General features: G+C 65.1%; 21 protein-coding genes. 3 read left to right on the forward strand and 18 right to left on the reverse strand.

Going from position 1 to position 22,019, the window contains the following annotated elements; genetic code table 11:
* Positions 1-170: 170 nt before the first annotated feature.
* Together tyrS and RM2_RS19330 are read right to left on the reverse strand one after the other, a co-directional pair.
* On the reverse strand, positions 171-1,448 hold the full coding sequence (gene tyrS / locus RM2_RS19325; RefSeq protein ID WP_072691183.1) for a tyrosine--tRNA ligase: 1,278 nt from the start codon (positions 1,446-1,448) through the stop codon (positions 171-173).
* Positions 1,449-1,465: 17 nt separating this feature from the next.
* The gene (locus RM2_RS19330; RefSeq protein WP_174553878.1) at positions 1,466-2,074 is read right to left on the reverse strand and encodes a DNA-3-methyladenine glycosylase; all 609 of its coding nucleotides are present in this window, start codon (positions 2,072-2,074) and stop codon (positions 1,466-1,468) included.
* A 93-nt stretch (positions 2,075-2,167) separates the two neighbouring features.
* Here RM2_RS19330 and RM2_RS19335 point away from each other — a divergent pair, with 93 nt between their 5' ends.
* Genes RM2_RS19335 through RM2_RS19345 form a run of 3 tightly spaced genes read left to right on the forward strand, consistent with a single transcriptional unit; the run spans position 2,168 to position 4,274 of the window.
* On the forward strand, positions 2,168-2,896 hold the full coding sequence (locus tag RM2_RS19335) for an ABC transporter ATP-binding protein (protein WP_245814046.1): 729 nt from the start codon (positions 2,168-2,170) through the stop codon (positions 2,894-2,896).
* On the forward strand, positions 2,896-3,651 hold the full coding sequence (locus RM2_RS19340) for an ABC transporter permease (protein WP_072691157.1): 756 nt from the start codon (positions 2,896-2,898) through the stop codon (positions 3,649-3,651). Before RM2_RS19335 ends, RM2_RS19340 begins: the two co-directional genes overlap by 1 nt.
* Positions 3,648-4,274 carry a TetR/AcrR family transcriptional regulator gene (locus RM2_RS19345; protein WP_072691158.1) on the forward strand — a complete coding sequence of 209 codons (627 nt, stop codon included), beginning with the start codon at positions 3,648-3,650 and terminating at the stop codon, positions 4,272-4,274. The genes RM2_RS19340 and RM2_RS19345 overlap by 4 nt, the downstream gene beginning before the upstream one ends.
* Here the strand turns inward: RM2_RS19345 and RM2_RS19350 are convergent, their stop codons facing one another.
* The 16 genes from RM2_RS19350 to rpmI form a co-directional block, all read right to left on the reverse strand.
* On the reverse strand, positions 4,275-4,487 hold the full coding sequence (locus RM2_RS19350; protein WP_072691159.1) for a Trm112 family protein: 213 nt from the start codon (positions 4,485-4,487) through the stop codon (positions 4,275-4,277).
* A gap of 34 nt (positions 4,488-4,521) precedes the next feature.
* A complete protein-coding gene (locus RM2_RS19355) occupies positions 4,522-7,485 on the reverse strand; it encodes an acyl-CoA synthetase (RefSeq protein ID WP_072691185.1) in 2,964 nt (987 codons plus the stop codon).
* Between the two features lie 104 nt (positions 7,486-7,589).
* Positions 7,590-9,062 (reverse strand): argininosuccinate lyase, encoded by a 1,473-nt coding sequence (gene argH / locus RM2_RS19360; RefSeq protein WP_072691160.1) that lies wholly within the window; start codon positions 9,060-9,062, stop codon positions 7,590-7,592.
* A 2-nt stretch (positions 9,063-9,064) separates the two neighbouring features.
* Positions 9,065-10,264: an argininosuccinate synthase gene (locus RM2_RS19365; protein WP_072691161.1), complete on the reverse strand. Its 1,200-nt coding sequence runs from the start codon at positions 10,262-10,264 to the stop codon at positions 9,065-9,067.
* Positions 10,265-10,312: 48 nt separating this feature from the next.
* Complete coding sequence (locus RM2_RS19370) at positions 10,313-10,852, reverse strand: arginine repressor (protein WP_072691162.1); 540 nt, start codon at positions 10,850-10,852, stop codon at positions 10,313-10,315.
* Complete coding sequence (argF, locus tag RM2_RS19375; RefSeq protein WP_072691163.1) at positions 10,849-11,796, reverse strand: ornithine carbamoyltransferase; 948 nt, start codon at positions 11,794-11,796, stop codon at positions 10,849-10,851. The genes RM2_RS19370 and argF overlap by 4 nt, the downstream gene beginning before the upstream one ends.
* Positions 11,793-12,992 carry an acetylornithine transaminase gene (locus RM2_RS19380; RefSeq protein ID WP_072691164.1) on the reverse strand — a complete coding sequence of 400 codons (1,200 nt, stop codon included), beginning with the start codon at positions 12,990-12,992 and terminating at the stop codon, positions 11,793-11,795. Before RM2_RS19380 ends, argF begins: the two co-directional genes overlap by 4 nt.
* A complete protein-coding gene (gene argB / locus RM2_RS19385) occupies positions 12,989-13,918 on the reverse strand; it encodes an acetylglutamate kinase (protein ID WP_072691165.1) in 930 nt (309 codons plus the stop codon). The genes RM2_RS19380 and argB overlap by 4 nt, the downstream gene beginning before the upstream one ends.
* Positions 13,915-15,159 carry a bifunctional glutamate N-acetyltransferase/amino-acid acetyltransferase ArgJ gene (gene argJ / locus RM2_RS19390; RefSeq protein WP_072691166.1) on the reverse strand — a complete coding sequence of 415 codons (1,245 nt, stop codon included), beginning with the start codon at positions 15,157-15,159 and terminating at the stop codon, positions 13,915-13,917. The genes argB and argJ overlap by 4 nt, the downstream gene beginning before the upstream one ends.
* On the reverse strand, positions 15,156-16,211 hold the full coding sequence (gene argC, locus RM2_RS19395) for an N-acetyl-gamma-glutamyl-phosphate reductase (RefSeq protein ID WP_072691167.1): 1,056 nt from the start codon (positions 16,209-16,211) through the stop codon (positions 15,156-15,158). Before argC ends, argJ begins: the two co-directional genes overlap by 4 nt.
* 68 nt (positions 16,212-16,279) lie before the next feature.
* Positions 16,280-16,735: a hypothetical protein gene (locus RM2_RS19400; protein ID WP_072691168.1), complete on the reverse strand. Its 456-nt coding sequence runs from the start codon at positions 16,733-16,735 to the stop codon at positions 16,280-16,282.
* A 42-nt stretch (positions 16,736-16,777) separates the two neighbouring features.
* Positions 16,778-19,264: a phenylalanine--tRNA ligase subunit beta gene (gene pheT / locus RM2_RS19405; RefSeq protein WP_072691169.1), complete on the reverse strand. Its 2,487-nt coding sequence runs from the start codon at positions 19,262-19,264 to the stop codon at positions 16,778-16,780.
* 68 nt (positions 19,265-19,332) lie between these two features.
* Complete coding sequence (gene pheS, locus RM2_RS19410) at positions 19,333-20,418, reverse strand: phenylalanine--tRNA ligase subunit alpha (protein WP_072691186.1); 1,086 nt, start codon at positions 20,416-20,418, stop codon at positions 19,333-19,335.
* Positions 20,419-20,512: 94 nt separating this feature from the next.
* Complete coding sequence (locus tag RM2_RS19415; RefSeq protein ID WP_072691170.1) at positions 20,513-21,322, reverse strand: TrmH family RNA methyltransferase; 810 nt, start codon at positions 21,320-21,322, stop codon at positions 20,513-20,515.
* A gap of 38 nt (positions 21,323-21,360) precedes the next feature.
* Positions 21,361-21,750, reverse strand: a complete 390-nt coding sequence (gene rplT / locus RM2_RS19420) for a 50S ribosomal protein L20 (RefSeq protein ID WP_072691171.1) — start codon at positions 21,748-21,750, stop codon at positions 21,361-21,363.
* A gap of 63 nt (positions 21,751-21,813) precedes the next feature.
* Positions 21,814-22,008 carry a 50S ribosomal protein L35 gene (gene rpmI / locus RM2_RS19425; protein ID WP_072691172.1) on the reverse strand — a complete coding sequence of 65 codons (195 nt, stop codon included), beginning with the start codon at positions 22,006-22,008 and terminating at the stop codon, positions 21,814-21,816.
* Positions 22,009-22,019 lie beyond the last annotated feature (11 nt).

Consider the following 22,019-nt stretch of genomic DNA (forward strand, 5'->3'; position numbering starts at 1 on the left):
AGAAGTCGGTGTCCGTGTCGCTCTGACCTGAACAAAGTTACGCCACGAAAAACGGAAAGCCAAATCGCCTGGTCACACACTTCCGATATATGAAATCCGCTGGCAGCCAACCTTGCATGCGGACACACCGAGCGGGTTCGGGCGCCCACTTCGGTGTGACCCGCCGCACGCTAGCTGGCGAGCACTTTGATGCCGGCGAAGTTGCGCTTTCCGCGACGAATCACCAGCCACGTTCCGTGCAGGAGATCTGCAGACCCGGGAGTCCAGTCCTCGCTGGCGATCTTCTGATTGTTGATCGAAGCGCCACCTTCCTTCACGGCTCGCCGGGCTGCCCCCTTACTCTCACACAGCCCGCTGAGCACCAGCAGATCAACGATGCTGGAGGCCTCCCCCGGTGCCAGTTCCGCGACGGACGCTTCACGAAGCGCAGCGCCGAGCGTTGGCTCGTCCAGATCCTGCAACTCAGCGCGACCGAACAGCGCCCGGCTCGCCAACTCCACAGCGCGGGTGTTGGCTTCACCGTGCACGAGCGTCGTCATCTCTGCCGCTAGCGCCCGCTGGGACTCGCGGGCGTGCGGGCGTTCCGCCGTCGCGATCTCGAGTTCCGCAATCTCCTCGGCCGAGAGGAAGGTGAACCAGCGCAGGTACTTGATCACGTCGGTATCGCTGGTGTTCACAAAGTACTGGTACCAGGCATAGGGACTCGTCATGTCAGGGTCGAGCCACAGGCTTCCGCCCCCGGTCGACTTTCCGAACTTCTTGCCATCCGCCGAGGTGACCAGGGGAACGGTGAGTCCGTGTACCGATTCGGCGTCGACGCGTCGGTTCAGCTCTACACCGGCGATGATGTTGCCCCACTGGTCGGATCCGCCGACCTGTAGCGAGCACCCGTGATTTCGGCGCAGGTGCAGGTAGTCGTTGGCTTGTAGCAACATGTAGCTGAACTCTGTGTAGGACATGCCGTCGGTTTCGAGGCGACGCTTCACGGTGTCCCTGGCAAGCATCACGTTGACCGAAAAGTGTTTGCCGATGTCACGCAAGAAATCGATGGCCGACAACTTGCCGGTCCAATTCATATTGTTCTCGATAACCGCCCCACGCGGCGAGTCGTCGAAGTCGACGAAGCGTTCGAGTTGTCCTCGGATCCGGTCGGCCCACTCGGCGACAGTATCGGCGGAGTTCATCGTGCGCTCACCGACGTCGCGAGGATCACCGATCAACCCGGTTGCCCCGCCCGCGAGCACAATGGGGCGATTGCCCGCGCGCTGGAATCGCTTCAGGGCCAGCAGAGGCACCAGATGGCCGGCATGCAGACTCGGTCCGGTCGGGTCGAAACCGGCATACAGCGTGACCGGTCCGGCGTCGAGGTCCCGGCGCAGCGCGTCCAGATCGGTTGATTGCGCAATGAGTCCGCGCCAGGTCAATTCATCGATGATGTTCTCAGTCACGCCTCCAATCATCCCATTCACGACTCGACGACCCTCGCACGCGGGCTTCTGCGGTACGTGGAGACTGCCTCTGACTCCGGAATCCAGAAGCGCCACGGCCGGTCGGCCGCAGCGCCGACCCCGACACGCGGGCCACTGACCCAATTGCCGGCCGCGGCAAGTTCGCATCGCACAGGAGAATCAGCCCCGAACAACGCCACGCCGTTCTCAGCAAGGGTGACTCCGGTGGCCGAACCCAGATTGCCGGGGCCCCGCGCCCAATCGGCACGTCGTGCGACGTTCGGCCGCCGGGACTGAACCGTCGCACCGCCGTCGAGAACTTCACCCGCCCGCAGGAGCACACCTCCCGCGTTCCCCACAGGTCCGCACGAGATGTTCATGCAATAGTGCACGCCGTAACTGCGGTAGACGTACAGGTGACCTGCCGGACCGAACATCACCTCGTTCCGAGGTGTCCTGCCCCGGTACGAGTGTGACGCAGGATCGGGCCACGGCCCGTCTCGCTCCCCGCCGTATGCCTCAACTTCGACGATGCGGATGCGTACGTCGCCGACGATCAACCTGGACCCGAGGACGATCTTGGCGGCGTCGACCGGTCCTGCCCCGGCAAGTCGTTCGGTGGTCACGTGTCGATTCTCCACGACTGTTGACGCCGACACACGGGCGGTCGCATAATTCACCACACAATGACTTCACCGAGTGATGAATTGAGGCACGCGATGCGCAGCCCAGCGATCGACATTCGAGATCTACACGTGCGAAGAGGCAACAACGAGGTACTGCACGGCATCAACATGCAGGTGCAGAGCGGTTCCGTCACTGGCGTCCTCGGACCCTCAGGGTGCGGAAAGACAACCCTGATGCGCTGCGTGGTCGGCACCCAGATCGTCGAATCCGGGACGGTCTCCGTGCTGGGCTCCCCCGCAGGTTCGGTCTCGTTGCGGAGGCGCATCGGCTACGTCACCCAGTCACCCAGCGTGTACGCAGATCTCACGGTCAAGAAGAACGTCTCCTACTTCGCCGCACTCTATGGTCAGCCGTCGAGCGCAGTCACAGAAGCCATCGACGCGGTGGGGCTCACACGGTTTGCGGGACAGAAGGCGGCGGATCTGTCTGGCGGGCAACTCGGGCGGGTCTCCCTCGCCTGCGCCCTGGTGGCGCGACCTGAGATTCTCGTTCTCGACGAGCCCACGGTCGGACTCGACCCACTCCTGCGCGTCGAACTCTGGGAACGGTTCGAAGATCTCGCCGCCGGCGGCACCACCCTGTTGGTGTCGAGCCACGTAATGGACGAGGCCGAACACTGCACATCGCTTCTCTTGATGCGCGACGGCTACCTACTCGCGCAGGTATCACCCGACGAACTTCGGGAGCAAACCGGGGAGGCAAGCCTCGAGGAGGCCTTCCTGAACCTCATTCGCTCATCACCCATAGGGAGTGAGAACTGATGAACGTCAAAATCTTTGTCGCCACCGCCGGCCGGATCCTCGCGCAACTTCGCTCCGATCGCCGGACCGTCGCCATGATCATGCTCGTTCCCAGCCTTCTGATGGTGCTGCTGTATTTCTTGTACCAGAACGTGCCGACGCCACCTGATCAGCAGTCCTTGTTCGCGCGCGTCGCGATCACGATGCTCGGCATCCTTCCGTTCACCGTCATGTTCCTGGTCACTTCCATCGCCATGCAACGGGAGCGCACGTCCGGAACACTCGAGCGTCTGTTGACAACGCCGATGAGAAAACTCGATCTCCTCGGTGGGTATGCGGCGGCATTTTCCACTGCTGCGGCAGGTCAAGCGGCGCTCGCATGTGCGGTCGCGTTCGGCTTCCTCGGGCTCGAGACCGTAGGCGGTTTCGAATGGGTGATCGTGATCGCTGCACTGAATGCGGTTCTCGGCGTCGCCCTCGGCCTGCTGTTCAGCGCCTTCGCACGCACCGAGTTCCAGGCGGTTCAGTTCATGCCTGTGGTGGTGATTCCGCAATTATTCCTGTGCGGACTGCTCGTTCCGCGAGATCAGCTTCCCACGTGGCTCGAATGGATCAGCAACGTCCTCCCTCTCAGCTACGCGGTCGAAGCGATTCAACAGGTCGCCACTCATCCCGGAGTGACGGCCATCATGTGGCGCGACTTGGCCGTGGTCGCCGGCTTCGCGCTTCTCGCATTGTCGCTGGGTGCCGCAACTCTGAGACGGCGCACGCCGTGACCGACTCCCTCGCAAATGACGCAACGAGCAATCGACCCCGCACCGGACGCCGCCCCGGCAACCCCGACACTCGGTTGCGGATCCTGACAATTGCGCGAGAATTGTTCGCACAGAAAGGCTTCGACAAGACCAGCGTCCGGTCGATTGCAACCGCGGCGGGCGTAGACCCCGCACTGGTCCACCACTACTTCGGGACCAAACGCCAGCTGTTCATCGCATCGATAGACATCCCCGTCGATCCGACACAGGTAATCGCGCCGGTGCTCGACCGCCCCACGGACGAGATCGGCGCACATCTCGCCCGAGCCATCTTCTCCGTGTGGGAGTCGCCGCACAGGTCCGCAGCGGTAGCTGCGTTCCGATCTGCACTGGCGGGAAACGAACCGAATTTGATTCGCACGTTCCTTCTCGAGTTCGTGCTCCGAGATCTGGAACCTCGAATCGATGAGCCGCCCGGGACCGGGAAACTCCGCAGCCAACTAGTGGCGTCCCAACTCGCCGGCGTGCTCGTGACGAGGTACATTCTCGAATTCGAACCGCTGGCGTCGATATCGCTCGCAGATCTGATCGAGATCGTCGGGCCGACGCTGCAGCGTTACCTCACCGGGCCGCTACCCGATTGATCAGGACTCTCCCTGTACCCGGCCGAGCAGCGACTCATGCTCCTCCGCACCCACGTCCCGTGCCTCGTCGATAAGGAGGACAGGGATCCCGTTTTCGATGGGATATGCCCGCCGCAGTCGGGGGTTGTAGAGCAACACGTCTTCGATCAGCAACAGAGGTCCCTTGTCTTCCGGGCACGCGAGAATGTCGAGCAACGTCGCATCTATTTCCACGGGAGTCCTCTTCAATCGTTCGAGTTGAGCAGTGTCAGGTTACCGCGCTGTGGCCTGCATCGGCTGAGACCTCCCGTAAATCGGCGGCCACCGCCTTCGTCAACCGCTTGTACTGACGCGAGACCCGATCCAGATACCACACTCGGGTTCCCGGCTTCGGCAGCCCGCCTGCTCGCAAGCCCTCGGCACACGGGCGGTACGAGGATCCCAACGGGATGTCCGCCACCACGTGAACGATGTCGGGACGCAACTCGAGTGGAAGCACGCCCAGAGCATCGGAGATCTCCGCCACCCGCGGCACACGCCCGTCAAGCAGGGTGAACGCGGCCACAGCCAACGCCACGCCCCCGACCTCCACCCCGTAGGCCACCGCCAGATCGACCCGGCCGAGGGACACCAGGGCATCCACGATCGGCTGCGTGAAAACGGGCCCCCGCGGCGTCGCGATCACGGTCTTCTTGTGATCGACCAACCAGTAGTCACCGTCCGCATCTCGGCGGAAGAGGTAATCCGTCGGGATCCACGCATCGCCTGCGGCGAAGATCCCGCGGATCGCACCACCCGACACCTCGGCGTGAACGCCCGCTCTGCCGAGAAGCAATCCGACCTCTTCATCGGGGCATTCCTTGATAAACCCCTGCTCGTCCTCGAGCAGTCGACCGGTGGTCGGATCGAAACCGGCGAGTCGTACTTCCGCGCTGCCTGGAAGCGGGCGCCCCTTGGCCCCAACCTTCACGCCGGCGACATTCGCGAGAACGACATCACCCTCCGTGGATGCGTAGAACTCGAGGACCTTCGCCGGCGAAAATCGTTCGGTTGTGCGGCGCCACAATCCCTGTGGCATTCCTGAGCCGATGAAGAGCCTGACAGGATGACTCCCGTCGAGTGCGATGCTGTCGACGTCGATGATTTCACGCATCATCGTCCACGTGTAACTGACCACAGTCACGCCGTAGCGGTGAACCTCTTCGTCGAACCGCTCGGGGTCGAGGCCGCGTGTGAGTGCGAGCCTGGAGCCACCCGCCAGGGCCCCACCGATCGCGGCGAGCAGACTCGACGAATGATGCAGAGGAGCCAGGCAATACACGGTGTCACCGCGGTCGAGATCGGCAGCCGAGGCCGTTCCGAACGCAGACAACGCCCACCGGTAGTTGGTAATCCGCTTCATCTCCCAGTGCCCATTGGACTCACTGCAGATAATGAACGCCAACTCGCGGGCGACACCGGAATCGGGCCTGTACCAGCCCGGAAGTGATACCGCGTCGGGATCGATCTGCTCGAGATCCACGACATCGGCCGACGGGTCCACCGCGAGGCTACGCAGGTCGCCGCCGCCCAGTACGAGGATCTGCATGCCGGTCGTGATCACGGAGTCGAGATTCTCCGGGTCGGTCACGATGCGTTCGACGCCGTTGCGGCGAAGGACAGTGCGGACTTCCCGTCCCGGCGGCAGCAGAACTGCCACGGCACCGAGACGGGACAGAGCGGCGATCGCGACGAGCGCGCTGGGGCGCGTGTGCATCACGACGCCGACGCGAGCTGCGGGGCGAACACCGGACTGGATCAGTCCACGAACCACGTTGTCGATCCGCTGGTTCACCGCCTCGTAGGTATGAACGCAGTTGTCGAACAGGAAGCATTCCCCGTTTGGTGCCTTCCTGCGCTGCTCGGCCAGCAACCGGCTCAAGGAAATCTGAGTATGGGGCTGAATCTGATCCAGCCGAGCCAGTCGGGGCAGCGCCCGGGTCGCTTCGCCAGACAGTTCCACTGTTCCTCGCAGCGCGCCCGACGCGAAATCGCTGATCCCCTTGCCCACACCGACCCCGACCTCGGCGACCGACGCAACGGTGTGAATTACGCGATCACTTATGGAGACGCCGGATTCGCGGCCCAAATTCTGTTCGTAGCGCATCAGCGAGACATTGGAGGGCCGCGCACCGAGCCCCTCGTTCCACAGCACCCACTGTCCGGCTGTGGGCCACGTGTGGATTGCCGCAGAAGAGCCGACGACGAGTCCGAAGTGTCCTGCTCGCAGGGTAGATTCGAAGACCCTCGCGCGTGGAGCTGCGCGGCGTATGCCACGGACCGCCGCCGGTTGCCCGATGTCGTCGACCTCACCGACGAACGCAACGACGGGGCAGGTCAGTTCCGCGAGCGACACCACCTGGTCCTTGATCACGAACCCGCCGGTCATCATCCGGTTGTGCGCGATGAATTGCTTGAGCAACTCCGCGACCGCCGGGCCGGACCACGCCACCCAACCGTCGGACGCGAGGAATCGCCGTTGCTGTTCCCGCGGGAGCAAGGCCTCTCGATCGTGGAGTTGCCGGAGGAAGTCGACCCTCGATTTGAGAGTCTTGACCGGGTCGAGGAGTTGAAAACCCGTGCGCGCCATCCAACCCGACACCGCAAGTCGGTTGAAGACGTGATCCGCGAGGAAATCGGCCGCATCGGAGGCGAATCCGGCGGGGATGCCGAACGGGAGTCCGGCGAGCGTGTCGACCGGGCTCCCGAATGTGACCAGGCTCGCGATGTTGCGACTGCGGCGGTACGCCGCCGCCTGGTAGGCGAACATCCCGCCCTGCGAATATCCGGAGAGATGGACGTCGCGGCCAGTGTGGGTACGAACCTGGTCGATGATCTCACTGATGGCGATCACGTGATCGGCGAGATTGCGATCCCAGCCGCCCACTTCGGAATCTGGGGAGCCGAAGTCGACGACCCACGGGTCGATGCCCATATCGTGCAGGATGCCGACAGCACCCTGATCCCGCGTCACGTCGTAGACGTCCGCGGACATCATCATCGGTGGGACGAGAACGATCGGGGGTCCCGCCTCGGCGGCGTCGGTATCGGGAAAGTACCGCCGGAGCCGATACATGGGCGACCGCTCGACCACCTCGAACGGCGATGTCGTGAGGCCCGTCTCGAGCCCGCCGAGACGAACGACCTCCAACCCGTTTTGTGCCGTCGCCACCACGCGACGGATGGTGCCCATCACCGATTCGGTAGCCGATCCCACGAATATTCCCCCCAAAGCCTCTCGAGTTCTCACGAACGTCTTACTGCAACCCGCCCTCACATTACTGCGTCACACGACACTCACCGAGGGGCGCCCGAGTCTGCTCCACGACACCAATGGCGCAGCGACTCCGACAGCCGACAGACCCCGCCGAGTTGTTCGGCCACACGGATACCGGCCGTACCGCCCCGGGCATCGCGCGAGGCGATCGAGCCTTCGACGGTGAGCACCTCCCGCACGGCCGGAGTAAGAGCCGGGTTTACCGCTGCGAGTTCGTCGTCGGTCAGATCCTCGAGTCCGGCACCACGCGCTTCGGCAACGCGGACGCACGCCCCCGCCGCCTCATGCGCGACCCGGAACGGAACACCCTGACGCACCAACCATTCGGCGATGTCCGTAGCCAGCGTAAAGCCCGCCGGTGCCAGTGCTGCCATTCGGTCCGTGTGGAATTCGAGCGTGGAGACCAGCCCGGTGATCGCGGGCAACAACAGTTCGAGCTGGGCCACCGAATCGAAGACCGGCTCTTTGTCCTCCTGCAGATCCCGGTTGTACGCGAGCGGCTGCGCCTTCAACGTGGCCAACAGCCCGGTCAGGTTACCGATCAGCCGACCGGACTTCCCGCGCGTCAACTCGGACACATCTGGATTCTTTTTTTGCGGCATGATTGAGGAGCCGGTGGACCAGGCGTCAGCGAGCGTGATGTAGCCGAACTCCGGAGTGCTCCAGAGGATGACCTCCTCGGCCATCCGTGACAGGTCCACTCCGATCATTGCGAGGACGAATGCCGCCTCTGCCGCAAAATCCCGTGACGAGGTGGCGTCGATCGAATTCTCCGCGGAGGAATCAAACGCGAGCTCGGAGGCGATGGCCTCGGGGTCGAGCCCCAGAGACGACCCGGCCAACGCTCCGGAACCGTACGGCGACACGGCCGCTCGCACGTCGAAGTCCTGCAACCGCTGGACGTCACGAAGCAGCGGATGCGCGTGCGCCAACAGATGATGCGCCAACAGAACGGGCTGCGCGGCCTGCAGGTGCGTCTTTCCCGGCATCACCGCGGAGGGGTGTGCACCGGCCTGCGCCACAAGCGCGTCGACGACATCGAGGACACCGGCGGCCACGCGGCGGACGGCATCTCGAAGCCACATCCGGAACAGCGTCGCAACCTGGTCGTTGCGCGAACGCCCCGCCCGCAGCCGTCCCCCTACCTCGGGACCGACCCGGTCGATCAGTCCCCGTTCGAGTGCCCCGTGCACGTCCTCGTCGGATTCGCTCGGGGCGAAATCTCTGCTCGCGATGTCAGCTGCGAGCGCGTCGAGACCGTCGAGCATCGTCGCCAAATCTTTGTCACCGAGCAGACCTGCCGTGTGCAGCACCCGAGCGTGTGCCCGAGACGCGCGCACATCGTACGGGGCCAGCACCCAGTCGAAGTGGGTGGACTTACTCAGCGCTGCCATGGCGGCGGCCGGTCCGGACGCGAATCGGCCGCCCCACAGTGCCCCCGCGACGGTCCCGCCGGACATCGGCGCACCTTCGTTGGTGCCGTGCTCACTCATCGCTAAAGGCCCAGATCGCGCTTTGCCGCGACCTTGGAGGACAGTCCGTGGATCTGCACGAACCCCTTGGCGTAGGACTGGTCGAACGTGTCGCCCTCGTCGTAGGTGGCCAGGTTGAAGTCGTACAGGGACTGGTTGCTGCGGCGGCCGTTGACGATAATCGCCCCGCCGTGCAGAACGAGGCGGATGTCACCGGAGACCCGTTCCTGCGTCTTCTCGATGAACTTGTCCAGCGCGACCTTGAGCGGGGAGAACCAGAGGCCGTCGTAAACCAGTTCGCTCCATCGCTGTTCGGTCTGGCGCTTGTAGCGACCAAGCTCACGTTCCTGCGTAACGTGCTCGAGTTCCTGGTGGGCGTTGATCAGGACCATGGCGCCGGGAGCTTCGTAGATCTCACGACTCTTGATGCCGACGAGACGATCCTCGACGACGTCCAGGCGACCGACGCCCTGAGCGCCGGCGCGGCGGTTGAGTTCCTGGATGGCCTCGAGGACCGAAACCGGCCGGCCATCGATCGCGACGGGTCGGCCGGCCTCGAAGCTGACGACCAACTCGTCCGGAGCCTGCCAGTTGACGGTCGGATCCTGTGTGTAGTCGTAAACATCCTTGGTCGGCGCGTTCCACAGATCCTCGAGGAATCCGGTCTCTACCGCTCGGCCCCAGACGTTTTGGTCGATCGAGAACGGTGACTTCTTGGAGACGCTGATCGGGATCTGGTTCTCTTCGGCGAACGCAATGGCCTTCTCCCGGGTCCAGGCGTAGTCGCGGACCGGTGCGATCACGTCGAGGTCGGGAGCCAGCGATGCGAAACCAACCTCGAAGCGGACCTGGTCGTTACCCTTACCGGTGCAGCCGTGCGCGACCGTGGTGCCAGCGTAAGCGCGGGCGGCCTCGACCAGGTGCTTGACGATCAGAGGGCGGCTGATGGCCGACACGAGCGGGTAGCGGTCCATGTATAGGGCGTTCGCCTGAATGGTCGGCAGGCAATATTCGTCGGCAAACTCGTCGCGCGCATCCACTACGACCGATTCAACCGCACCGCAGTCGAGTGCACGCTGACGCACAACCTCCATGTCCTCGCCGCCCTGGCCGAGATCGATGGCGACGGCAACGACTTCATTGCCCGTTTCCTTACCGATCCAGCTGATGGCGACTGAGGTGTCCAGCCCGCCCGAGTAGGCGAGTACGACGCGATCGGCCATGGTCCTTGTGCTCCTTAGGTTGACTATCTGTAGAGACGATTGAAGTTGTCAGGCGAGGAGTTCGATCTTGGCCGCGAGTTCCGCCCCGCCCAGCGGCTCACGGGCCACCACGAAAATGGTGTCATCCCCGGCGATTGTTCCCACGACGTCATGTAATGATGCCCGATCGAGTGCACTCGCCAGGTAGTGCGCCGCCCCCGGAGGAGTTCGCAGCACGGCCAAGTTCCCGCTGGCATCCGTCGACACCAGCAACTCCCCCAGCAACCGCGAAAGCCGGTCCGTCCCGCCGGACACGCCGCGGACGGGATTCCCGTCCTCGGGCACCATGTACACCCCGGCGCCGCCGTCTGCGGCCCTAAGCTTCACGGCGCCAAGTTCTTCGAGGTCGCGCGACAGAGTGGCCTGGGTGGCGTCGATGCCCTCGGCAGCGAGCAGTGTCGCAAGTTCCGTCTGGCTGCGCACGGGGTTGTTCGACAGGATCTCGACGATCCGCGCCTGCCGTCCGGCGCGCGTCGGTGCCGTCGCGGCGTTGGCGGCGCGCTGCGACTGGGCGGCGTTGGCGGGGCGCTGCGGCTGAGCGGTATTCACGGACGTTCCGCAGTTCGCTGCGCGAGCAGCCACACAAGTAGCGCCTTCTGCGCATGGAGACGGTTCTCCGCTTCGTCCCAGACGACGCTCTGAGGTCCGTCGAGCACCGCGTCGGTGATCTCCTCGCCGCGGTGGGCAGGAAGGCAGTGCAGGACCACCGCATCAGAGTCGGCCTTCGCGAGCAGTGCCTCGCTGATCTGGAACGGGCGGAACGGGCCGACGCGGTCGAGTCCGTCATTCTCCTGCCCCATCGAAGTCCACGTATCCGTCACAAGAGCGTCCGCGCTCACAACAGCCGACTCCGGGTCAGTGGTGAGGGTAATGGTGGCGCCAGTCTCGACGGCCCGCGCCTGGGCCGCCTCGACCACCCACGGCAAGGGTGCGAAACCGTCGGGGCTCGCTATGGTGACATCGACGCCAGCGGTCACGCCGCCGAGCATCAGGGAGTGCGCCATGTTGTTGGCACCGTCGCCGAGGTAGGTGAGCTTCAGACCCATGAGTGAACCCTTCCGCTCGGCGAGAGTCTGGAGGTCAGCGAGCACCTGGCACGGGTGGAACTCGTCCGACAACGCGTTCACGATCGGGACGTCGGAACCCGATGCCATCGCCTCGAGCCTCTTCTGCCCGAATGTGCGCCACACGACGGCGTCGACGTACCGGGACAGGACTCGGCCCGTGTCCTGCAGCGTCTCCTCACGGCCGAGTTGGGTGCTGCGCCCGTCGACCACGACCGCGTGACCGCCGAGTTGCGCAATGCCCATCTCGAAGGAGAAACGCGTACGCGTCGAATTCTTCTCGAAGATCACCCCCACACCTCGGGGACCCTCGAGGGGCCGTTCAGCGAACGGATCCTTCTTCAACCTGGCCGCGAGTTCGAGGACCTCCGCCTGCTGCGCGGGGGTAAGGTCATCGTCCCGGAGAAAGTGTTTCACCACGGTAGTCACTGCTTTCCCGGCTGAGCGGCCGATTGCGCGTTTTCGAGAATCGCGGGCAGCGCCGCGACGAAACCTTCGGCCTGATCGTCTGTCAGGATCAGGGGCGGAGCCAATCGCACGACGCCCGGTTGCGCGGCGTTGACCAGATATCCGGCCTCGCGCGCGGAGTTCTCCACTGCGGGAGCCACATCCTGGGTCAGGACCACCCCCAGCAGCAGTCCGGCACCGCGCACGTGGTCGACCAACGGGTGTCCGAGACCTTCGATTCCGGCGGACAGTGTTTTGCCGAGCTTGCTTGCGCGGGAGATCAGGTCGTCCCGGGCGATTGTCCGCAACACGGCTAGCGCCGCCGCCGCGCATACGGGGTTCCCGCCGAATGTGGTGCCGTGCTTGCCCGGACCGAGCAGATCCGCCGCCGCGCCGGTGGCGATGCAGGCACCGATCGGCATTCCGCCGCCGAGTCCCTTCGCGAGGGTCATGACGTCGGGGACTATCCCGCAAGCCTGGTGCGCGTAGAACCAGCCCGTTCGGCCGATGCCGGTCTGGACCTCGTCGAGCACGAGCAGTGCACCGCGGTCCGCGGTGATCTTCCGTGCACCGGCGAGGTAGCCCTCCGGCGGAACGACGACGCCGCTCTCGCCCATGATCGGCTCCAAGAAGACGGCCGCGGTATCCGCATCGACGGCGCGGTCGAGAGCGTCCAGATCGCCGTACCGCACGTGCTCGACCCCCGGAGGCATCGGCTCGAAGGGCGCTCGCTTCGCGGCCTGTCCAGTGAGCGCGAGAGCACCCATCGTCCGGCCGTGGAAGGAGTTCTCCGCCGCGATGATCTTCGATCGGCCCGTAGCCCGCGCAAGCTTAAACGCCGCTTCGTTGGCCTCGGTGCCGGAGTTACAGAGGAAAACCCGCCCGGGCGCACCCAGGTGGGAGAGCAACATCTCGGCCAACTCGATCGCCGGCTCGCTGGCGTAAAGGTTCGACACGTGTCCGAGCGTCGAAAGTTGAGTAGTGACCGCCTCGATGATCGCCGGGTGCGCGTGTCCGAGGATGTTTACGGCGATACCGGCGAGGAAGTCCACGTACTCCTTGCCGTCGGCGTCTGTCAGGACTGCACCCCGACCGCGTGCGAGCGCCACCCGGGGAACGCCGTACGTGTTCATCACAGCGCCAGACCAGCGTTGCTGGAGTTCCGGGGTTCCGGTCATGAGACAACTCCCTCGGTAGGTGAAGTGTGCGTCGGTGCAGAAGTCCGGGAGGGCGTAACCATGGTGCCGATGCCCTTGCCGGTGAACAGTTCGAGGAGGACGGAATGCGGGACGCGGCCGTCGATGACATGCGCGGTGGGCACACCTCCACGGACCGCCCGCAGGCAGGCCTCCATCTTGGGCACCATGCCCGCGTCGAGACTCGGTAGCAGTTGCGCGAGGGCTGCGGTATCGATCTCGGTGGCCAGCGAATCACGGTCGGGCCAGTTGGTGTAAAGCCCTTCTACATCGGTGAGGACCACCAGCTTCTCGGCGTCGATGGCCTCGGCGAGCGCAGCGGCGGCGGTATCCGCGTTGATGTTGTGCACCACGCCGTCCGAGTCGGGTGCGATGGTGGAGACCACGGGAATTCGACCGGCACGGATCAGGTCCAGGACTGCCTCCGGGTTCACGGTGGTCACGTCGCCGACGAGACCGATGTCGGCCGGTCGTCCCTCGACGATCACCGTCCGCTTGGTGGCGGTGAACAGGTGAGCGTCCTCACCGGAGATCCCGACGGCGTAGGGACCGTGCGCATTGATCAATCCGACCAGTTCACGACCGACCTGACCGAACAGGACCATCCGGACCACCTCCATCACCTCCGGTGTGGTGACGCGGAAGCCGCCCTTGAATTCGCCTGTCATGCCGAGCCTTCCGAGCATGGTGGTGATCTGCGGGCCGCCGCCGTGCACGACGACCGGGTGAATTCCGACCGTCCGCAGAAATGCCATGTCGGCAGCGAACGCCGCCTTCAACGTGTCGTCGATCATGGCGTTGCCGCCGTACTTCACGACAACGACCTTGTCGCGGAACTGCTGCAGCCAAGGCAGGGCCTCCGCGAGGACGTGAGCCTTCTCGTGATCGGTGATTCCCTCGAGTGTCATGTCGAGTACGCCGAATTCTCTTCTACGTACGCGTGCGAAAGGTCGGTGGTCCGGATGGTGACCGCGTGTTCGCCCACACCGAGATCGATGTCGAGGGCGATGTCGATTCCGCTCAGGTCCACCTCACGCGCACCGGGTGCGCCGACACCATCGACGCAGACGGGGGCGCCGTTGAACGACACGGCGATCGTGTTCGGATCCAAGTCGATCGGCGCGACACCGATGGCAGCCAACACGCGACCCCAGTTGGGATCGGAGCCGAAGAGCGCAGTCTTGACCAGGCTGTCGCGGGCGACGGTCCGTGCACCGATGAGTGCGTCGTCTTCGCTGGCCGCGCCACGAACCGTGACCCACACCCTCTTCGTCACGCCTTCCGCATCGGCCATCATCTGATCGGCGAGATCGTCGCAGACGGCGGCCACGGCAGCGTCGAGTTGGTCCTGCGTGGGAGTGACGTTGCTCGCGCCGGACGACAGCAGCAACACCGTGTCGTTGGTCGATGTCGCACCGTCGACATCGAGTCGATCGAATGTGACCCGAGCGGCCGCGCGCAGCGCGGCATCGAGTTGCGCAGCGGTCGCGACCGCGTCGGTCGTGACCACGCACAACATGGTGGCGAGCGCTGGTGCGAGCATGCCTGCACCCTTCGCCATTCCGCCCACGTTCCACTTGTCCGCGTGATGAAGGGCGGCCTGTTTCGGAACCGTGTCCGTAGTCATGATCGCGTACGCGGCGTCCGTCCCGCCGGAGATGCCGCCCGCGAGTTCGTGAACGGCCTCGGTGACACCGGGCAGCAGTTTGTCCATGGGCAGCCGATCGCCGATCAGACCGGTGGAGCAGACGGCAACCTCGACGGCCCCGGTCTCGGTTCCCCAGTTACTCAGCGCCGACGCGACTTCCTCGGCGGTTTTGTGGGCGTCCTGGAATCCGGCGGCACCCGTACAGGCGTTGGCCCCACCCGAATTGAGCACCACAGCACGCAATCGGCCCGTGGTGAGCACCTGTTGCGACCACAGCACCGGGGCAGCCTTCACCTTGTTGGTGGTGAAGACGCCGGCGGCCGTGAGATCGGGCCCCTCGTTGAGCACAACCGCCAGATCTGCGTTGCCGTTGGCCCTGATTCCTGCCTTGACCCCGGACGCCCGGAAACCCGCGGGACCGGAGACTCCCTGGCTGCGAATCAGCTTCCCGCCGGCGACTTCCCGCGCCGGGCGCGTATCGCTCGTGCTGTTACTGCTCATGGGGCAACTCCCACGGTCGAGAGACCTGCAGTCTCGGGTAGCCCAAGTGCAAGGTTCATCGATTGCAGCGCGCCCCCGGCCGTTCCCTTCGTGAGATTGTCGATCGCCGCGACGACGACGATCTGGCCGGCCTCCGCATCGACCGTCACCGCAATCTGGACCGCGTTCGATCCAATCACGGCCCCTGTCTGCGGCAGCACACCCTCGGGCAGCACGTGCACGAACGGCTCCTCCGCGTAGGCCTTTTCGTAGATTGCCCGCACCTCGGCTTCGGTCGCCGTGGTGACGGCTGTGCACGTGGCCAGAATGCCACGCGGCATCGGGGCGAGCACGGGTGTGAACGATACCGTGACTCGTTCACCGGCCAGTTCGGAGAGGTTCTGGATGATCTCCGGGGTATGACGGTGGACGCCTCCGACACCATAGGCACGGACCGAGCCCATCACCTCGGAGCCGAGCAGATCGGCTCTGGGTGCGCGTCCCGCGCCCGAGGCTCCGGTGACGGCGACGATAGTGACCCGAGGCTCGACCACACCAGCCGCGATCGCGGGGGCCATCGCCAGGCTCGAGACCGTCGGGAAACACCCGGGAACCGCGATGCGAGTGGCTCCGGCCAGCTTTTCGCGGGCGCCGGGGAGTTCCGGGAGTCCGTAAGGCCAACTGCCCGCATGTGGACTCTTGTAGTACCGCTCCCAGTCTTCCGCGTTCGTGAGCCGAAAGTCGGCGCCACAGTCGATGATGAGCGAGGACTCGGGCAGTGCTTTCGCGTACTGCGCCGAATTGCCGTGCGGCAGACCAAGGAACACGACGTCATGTCCGGTGAGCGTCTCGGCGGTGGTGTCTTCGAGAATTCGGTCGGAGAGCGGAAGAAGATGCGGATGATGCGAGCCCAGGGTCGATCCGGCGTTGCCGCCGGCAGTGAGCGCGCCGATGACGAGTGAACCGTCCGCGTACGAGGGGTGCCCCAGCAGCAGACGCAGCACTTCACCACCGGCGTATCCGCTTGCGCCGGCGACGGCAATCCTGATCGGCTCTCCCGATTGCTCAGTCATGCGAGTTATTATGCATCATCATGCAAGCTAATGCACACCGGGGTACCGTGGACCCGCGGATCGGGTAGTCACTGTTTGCCCAGTGACCGCCGAATCTCCTCGAGTTTGGCCTTCCCCGCCTTCTCCCGCGCTTCCCACCGCTCGTCCAGCGACTTACCCGACACGCTTTCGTGCGCGAGTTCCGAGGAGCCGATAGCAGTCGCGGAGCGTCCCTCTATCCGATCGCGCACACTATCGAACGTCGGAACACCCTCCGACGTGTAGTCGGGCGCGGCGATACCGCCCGACGAGTAGTCGGGGGCGGGCATGCCGGGTTCGATGGGAGGTACGACCTCGGCTGTCACGGGATCCTCCGCCGGAATCGCGCCAACGTCCGCGGCTGCTGGAATGGCAGCGCCGACATCGACCGCTGCGAGGAGCACGCCGAGGCCCGGACGACCTGCCGCGACAGCGCGCACCACCTCGAGGAATTCGGCGTCGGTCAATTTGCCGGCCGCCGCCGTGACATCGCGCACTTCACTCATCACACCGCTCCTAGCCTCGGACTCTCCCCCCAAGGTTACGGGTCAGCTGCGCAGTTCGGCACCGACAGCGGCAGATGCGGCGGCGACCGCTGCATCGCGGGCGGCACTGGCCTCGTCCTCGGTCAGCGTGCGATCGGGGCCGCGGAATCGAAGCGCGAACGCCAGCGACTTCCGGCCCTGACCGACCTGTTCGCCTTCGAACACGTCGAACAACCGGATGTCCTCGAGAAGTGCGCCGCCACCCGACTGCAACGCCGCTTGTACGTCGGCCGCGGGTACGGCGGCGTCGACCACGACCGCCACATCCTGGAGCACTGCAGGGAAGGGCGAGACCGTCGGTGCGGGCAAGTTCTCCACGAGCGGGAGCGCGTCCAGGTCGATCTCCACGGCACACGTCCGTGGGGGCAGTCCGGCACGTTCGAGCATCGTCGGATGCAATTCGCCTGCGTGTCCGACGACGACGCCGTCCACGAGAAGTTCTGCCCCGCGGCCCGGATGCCACGGCAGGTACTGCGTGGGTCGGATGTCTAATTCGACTCCGGCCGCCGCCGCGATCGTACGGGCTGCCGTGAATGCATCAGTGGCGTCCGCGGCGCGACCCGAGCCCCATGGTCCGCTCAACTCCCGCTGACCGGTGAGTACCGCCGCCACGTGCACGGGCTGGGGCGGCAGCGACTGCAGAAGCGCCGCGATCTGCTCGTCGGTCGGGCGCCGATCCACCGGGAGCGCGTCGACTGGCTTGGTGTCGGCACCTGGAAGCACGACCTGCGCGATCCCGAACAGCGACAGGTCGCGTTGGCCGCGAGAACTGTTGCGGGCGAGGACCTCGAGAAGTCCGGGCAGCAAAGTGGTAGCCAGTTCCGGGCGATCCGACTCGAGAGGGTTGAGTACCTTGCTGGTCTTCCGGCGCGGATCCTCGGGGTCAAGGCCCCAGGTGTCGAACACCGCGGACGGCAGGAAGACGGGGGGCAGGATCTCGACGTATCCCGAGAACGCCAGGGCCCGGCCCACGGAGCGCTTGCGACGCTGAGCTGGCGTCAGCCCGCGACCCGCGGGTGCGGCGGGCAGCACCGACGGAATCTGTTCGAGACCCTCGAGCCGCAGAACCTCCTCCACCAGATCGGCCGGCTGCACGAGGTCGGGTCGCCAGGAGGGCGGGGTGGCCACGAGTTGCCCCTGACCACTGTCACTCACCCCGACCTCGACGTTGCACCCGATCTGCGTCAGTCGGCGAGCGGCGGTGCCGTTGGGGTAGTCGACTCCGGCGACGCGGTCGGGAAGGTGGATGTCCATGTGGATCGGATCGTGCGGAGTTACCTCACCGATGTCGGTGAGGACCGGCTCGATGCGCCCGCCCGCGATGCTCACCAGCAGCGACGCCGCCCGGTCCAGCGCCGCTACGGGGAGTTCCGGGTCGACCACTCGCTCGAAACGCTTACCGGCCTCGCTGGACAGCTTGTGCCTGCGCGCGGTCCTGAATACCGCGAGCGGGTCCCACGTGGCCGCCTCGAGCAGGATGTCCGTGCTCCCAGACCCGACCTCGGTGGACGCGCCGCCCATGACACCGGCCAGTGAGACGACACCCGAATCGTCTGCGATCACGACATCTTCTGGGTCCAGGACGCGCTCCGTCTCGTCGAGGGTCGTCAGCTTCTCCCCCGCCACGGCGCGACGCACCACGAGTTCACCGCTTATCTTGGCGGCATCGAACGCGTGCAGCGGTTGGCCCAGTTCGAGCAGAACATAGTTGGTGACGTCGACGGCTGGCGAGATCGGGCGGACACCCGACAGCAGCAATCGGCGCTGCAGCCACCACGGACTCACCGCGTTCGGATCGATACCCGTGACCCGACGGGCGACGAATCGGGTTGCATTCGACGAGGGATCTACCCGGATCGGCCACGCCTCCCCCTCTGCGGGAAGCGGCGCCACTACCGCAGGATCCGCGAACTCGAGGTCGAATCCGCACGCCAACTCCCGCGTGAGGCCGCGCACCGAGAAGCAGTAGCCGCGGTCCGGGGTAATATTCAGTTCGATGACGGTGTCGTGCAGTCCCATCAGCTCGTTCGCGTCAGCGCCCGGCAGCGCGGTGCCCGGCTCGAGGACGAGGATGCCCGAGTGGTCCTTGCCGATACCCAATTCGGCCACCGAGCAGATCATTCCGTCCGAGACCTGGCCGTACGTCTTGCGGGCGGCGATGGTGAAACCGCCGGGAAGGACCGCTCCCGGAAGCGCGACCACCACGAGGTCACCTTCGGTGAAGTTGCGAGCACCGCAGACGATCCCCTGCGCCGCGGCGGCCCCGACATCGACCTTGCAGAAGCGGATCGGCTTCTTGAACTCGGTGAGCTCGGCGATCTCGAGAACCTTGCCCACGACGAGCGGGCCGTCGACGGACTCGAGTCGATCGACTTCCTCTACCTCGAGCCCGACCCGGACGAAGCCCGCATCCAATTCCTCGGCGGTGACATCCCAGCCAGGGGTGGCACGCTGCAGGATCTCGGTCAGCCAGGATTGCGCTACTCGCACGTCTGCTCAGCTCTCTCGTTCGTCAAGATGTCGTGACTGGTTGGTGGGCGGGATTCGGGCGACGCCGGTCAGCCCTGAACGCCGAAGGGCAGCGTGAACCGCACGTCGCCCTCGACGATGTCGCGCATGTCGGGGATTCCGTTGCGGAACTGCAGTGTGCGCTCGAGCCCCATACCGAATGCGAACCCGTTGTAAACCTCGGGGTCGATTCCGCAGGCGCGCAGCACGTTCGGGTTGATCATTCCGCACCCGCCCCACTCGACCCAGCCTGCGCCACCCTTCTTGTCCGGGAACCAGACATCCACCTCGGCGGACGGCTCTGTGAACGGGAAGTAGTTCGGGCGCATCCTGGTGCGGGTCTCGGGGCCGAACAATGCGCGGGCGAATGCGTCGAGTGTGCCACGCAGGTGGGCCATGGTCAGGCCCTGGTCGACTGCGAGTCCCTCCACCTGTGAGAAGACGGGGGTGTGTGTCGCGTCGAGTTCGTCGGTCCGGAACGTCCGTCCGGGGCACACCACGTAGATCGGCAGTTCACGCGAGAGCATGGTGCGCACCTGGACCGGCGACGTGTGCGTACGCAGAACCTGCCGCGAACCGTCGGGCGCAATATGGAACGTGTCCTGCATCGTTCGCGCGGGGTGATCGGGCAGGAAGTTGAGGGCGTCGAAGTTGAAGTGCTCGGTTTCGACCTCGGGCCCCTCGGCGACCTCCCAGCCCATCCCAACGAACACGTCCGCGACCTGCTCGGAGATGATGCTGATCGGGTGACGGGCGCCGGCAGGCTGACGCTGCGACGGCAACGTCACGTCGATGGCTTCGGCGACCAGGACCGCGGCGTCCCGTTCGGCCAGCAGCACAGTCCGTCGCTCGTCGAAGGTTTCGCTGATCCGGGTGCGGGCGACATTCACGCGCTTACCCACCTCGGCCCTGTCTTTTCCGGGAAGTGCGCCGAGTCCGCGGCGTGCCAGCGCGATCGGCGACTTGTCGCCCAGATGCTCGACCTTGGCCTGCGCCAACTCGTCGAGATCGTTCGCCGAAGCGAACGCCTTCTCAGCACATTCGGCCGCCGCAGTCAGCGCATGTTCGGTGAGCGCATTCGCGTCGACCGTGCCGCCTTCGACCTCGGTGGAGGCAGCGCTCTCATTTTTGGCCACGACCGGTGCCACTCCTTAAAGTTCGTTCAGTCAGCAATCTCGACGAAACCGAAACAGCTCGCCCCAAATCCTAGGCGATCCGCTTTTCGCCTCGTCAGTTGTCGGTCCGCCTGCGGTTCTGGACCCTCGCGCTCGAGTACAAGCAGATGGACGCCGCCGTGGCCAGGTTGAAGCTCTCGGCCCGACCGTGAATCGGAATCCGAACCCGGTGGTCGGCCCGTGCCACCGTGGCCGAGTCGAGACCGTGAGCCTCGTTCCCGAACAGCCAGGCCGTCGGCCGCAGCAGCAATTCGTCGGCGTCGTCCAGGTCGACTTCACCGTCTGCCGCGGTGGCGAGCAATTGGATTCCGGCCGCGCTGATGTTGTCGAGCACCGCCGCCGTGTCTCGTTCACGTACCACGGGAAGGTGGAAGAGACTCCCTGCCGAGGCGCGAACGCACTTGCCGTTGTGTGGATCGACGCTGTCGCCCGCGAGAATGGCAGCGTCAGCACCCACCGCGTCCGCAACCCGGATTACAGTTCCCGCATTCCCCGGTTCCGCGACCGCGACGGGGACCGCGAGCAGTTGCGCATCGCGACCGACCACTTCTACCAGAGGGACGTCGAGAAGATCGCAGACCGCAACGAGGCCCGCAGGGGTGACGGTGTCACTGAGTCCCCGGATGGCTCGATCCGTTGCCAGCGACGTGCGAACACCTGCGGCATGCGCCCGGTCGATCAGCCGAGCGTACCGCCGCTCCGCGTCCTCGGTGTAGAAGAGGTCGTGCACGGGCCGGGTATCGAGAGCCTCGGCAACCGAGTTCTCCCCCTCCACCAGGAACCGTCCGACCCTACGGCGTTCGGAAGTCCTCAGCAGCTTGACAGCAGAAACGACCCGTGGGGTGCGCTCGGTGAGCGGGTCCACGGGTCGTTTCCGATCTTCGACACGCCGGGGTGTGAGACTCAGGCTGCTTCTCCGACCGGAGCGTTCACGTCAGCCGGCAGCGCAGCCTTCGCGAGCGCGACCAGGCCGGCAAACGCTTCGGCGTCAGAGACGGCCAACTCGGCGAGGTTCTTGCGGTCGACCTCGATCTCGGCCAGACGCAGACCCTGGATCAATCGGTTGTACGTGATGTCGTTCGCCCGTGCCGCGGCGTTGATGCGGGTGATCCAGAGCTTGCGGAAGTCACCTTTGCGCGCACGGCGGTCACGGTAGGCGTAAGTCAGTGAGTGGAGCTGCTGTTCCTTGGCCTTGCGGTACAGGCGCGAGCGCTGTCCGCGGTAGCCGCTGGAGGCTTCGAGAATCGAACGACGCTTCTTCTGGGCGTTTACAGCCCTCTTTACGCGTGCCACTGAAAAATCCTGTCAATCTTGGGGCGGTAACCCGCCCCGGGTGGTCAATAAAGGGGTGTCGACTCAGATGCCGAGCAGGCGCTTGACGCGAGGAGTGTCGGCCTTGCTCACGACAGTCACACCATCGAGGCGACGGGTTACCTTCGTGGCCTTGTGCTCGAGCAGGTGGCGGCGACCGGCCTTCTGGCGCAGGATCTTTCCGCTACCAGACACCTTGAATCGCTTCGCGGTGCCGCTGTGGGTCTTCGACTTGGGCATGGAGTCCTCAG

It is taken from the genome of Rhodococcus marinonascens NBRC 14363, assembly GCF_001894885.1.
In the GTDB taxonomy this organism is placed as follows: domain Bacteria; phylum Actinomycetota; class Actinomycetes; order Mycobacteriales; family Mycobacteriaceae; genus Rhodococcus_F; species Rhodococcus_F marinonascens.

Excerpts from the sequence above, each read along its gene's own strand:
- RM2_RS19400 (WP_072691168.1), bottom strand. The coding sequence starts at position 16,735 with ATGAGTGAAGTGCGCGATGTCACGGCGGCGGCCGGCAAATTGACCGAC.
- RM2_RS19340 (WP_072691157.1), top strand. The coding sequence starts at position 2,896 with ATGAACGTCAAAATCTTTGTCGCCACCGCCGGCCGGATCCTCGCGCAA.
- argH (WP_072691160.1), bottom strand. The coding sequence starts at position 9,062 with ATGAGTGAGCACGGCACCAACGAAGGTGCGCCGATGTCCGGCGGGACC.
- argB (WP_072691165.1), bottom strand. The coding sequence starts at position 13,918 with ATGACACTCGAGGGAATCACCGATCACGAGAAGGCTCACGTCCTCGCG.
- RM2_RS19380 (WP_072691164.1), bottom strand. The coding sequence starts at position 12,992 with ATGACCGGAACCCCGGAACTCCAGCAACGCTGGTCTGGCGCTGTGATG.
- rpmI (WP_072691172.1), bottom strand. The coding sequence starts at position 22,008 with ATGCCCAAGTCGAAGACCCACAGCGGCACCGCGAAGCGATTCAAGGTG.
- argJ (WP_072691166.1), bottom strand. The coding sequence starts at position 15,159 with ATGAGCAGTAACAGCACGAGCGATACGCGCCCGGCGCGGGAAGTCGCC.
- RM2_RS19355 (WP_072691185.1), bottom strand. The coding sequence starts at position 7,485 with ATGGGCACCATCCGTCGCGTGGTGGCGACGGCACAAAACGGGTTGGAG.
- RM2_RS19365 (WP_072691161.1), bottom strand. The coding sequence starts at position 10,264 with ATGGCCGATCGCGTCGTACTCGCCTACTCGGGCGGGCTGGACACCTCA.
- RM2_RS19335 (WP_245814046.1), top strand. The coding sequence starts at position 2,168 with ATGCGCAGCCCAGCGATCGACATTCGAGATCTACACGTGCGAAGAGGC.
- argC (WP_072691167.1), bottom strand. The coding sequence starts at position 16,211 with ATGACTGAGCAATCGGGAGAGCCGATCAGGATTGCCGTCGCCGGCGCA.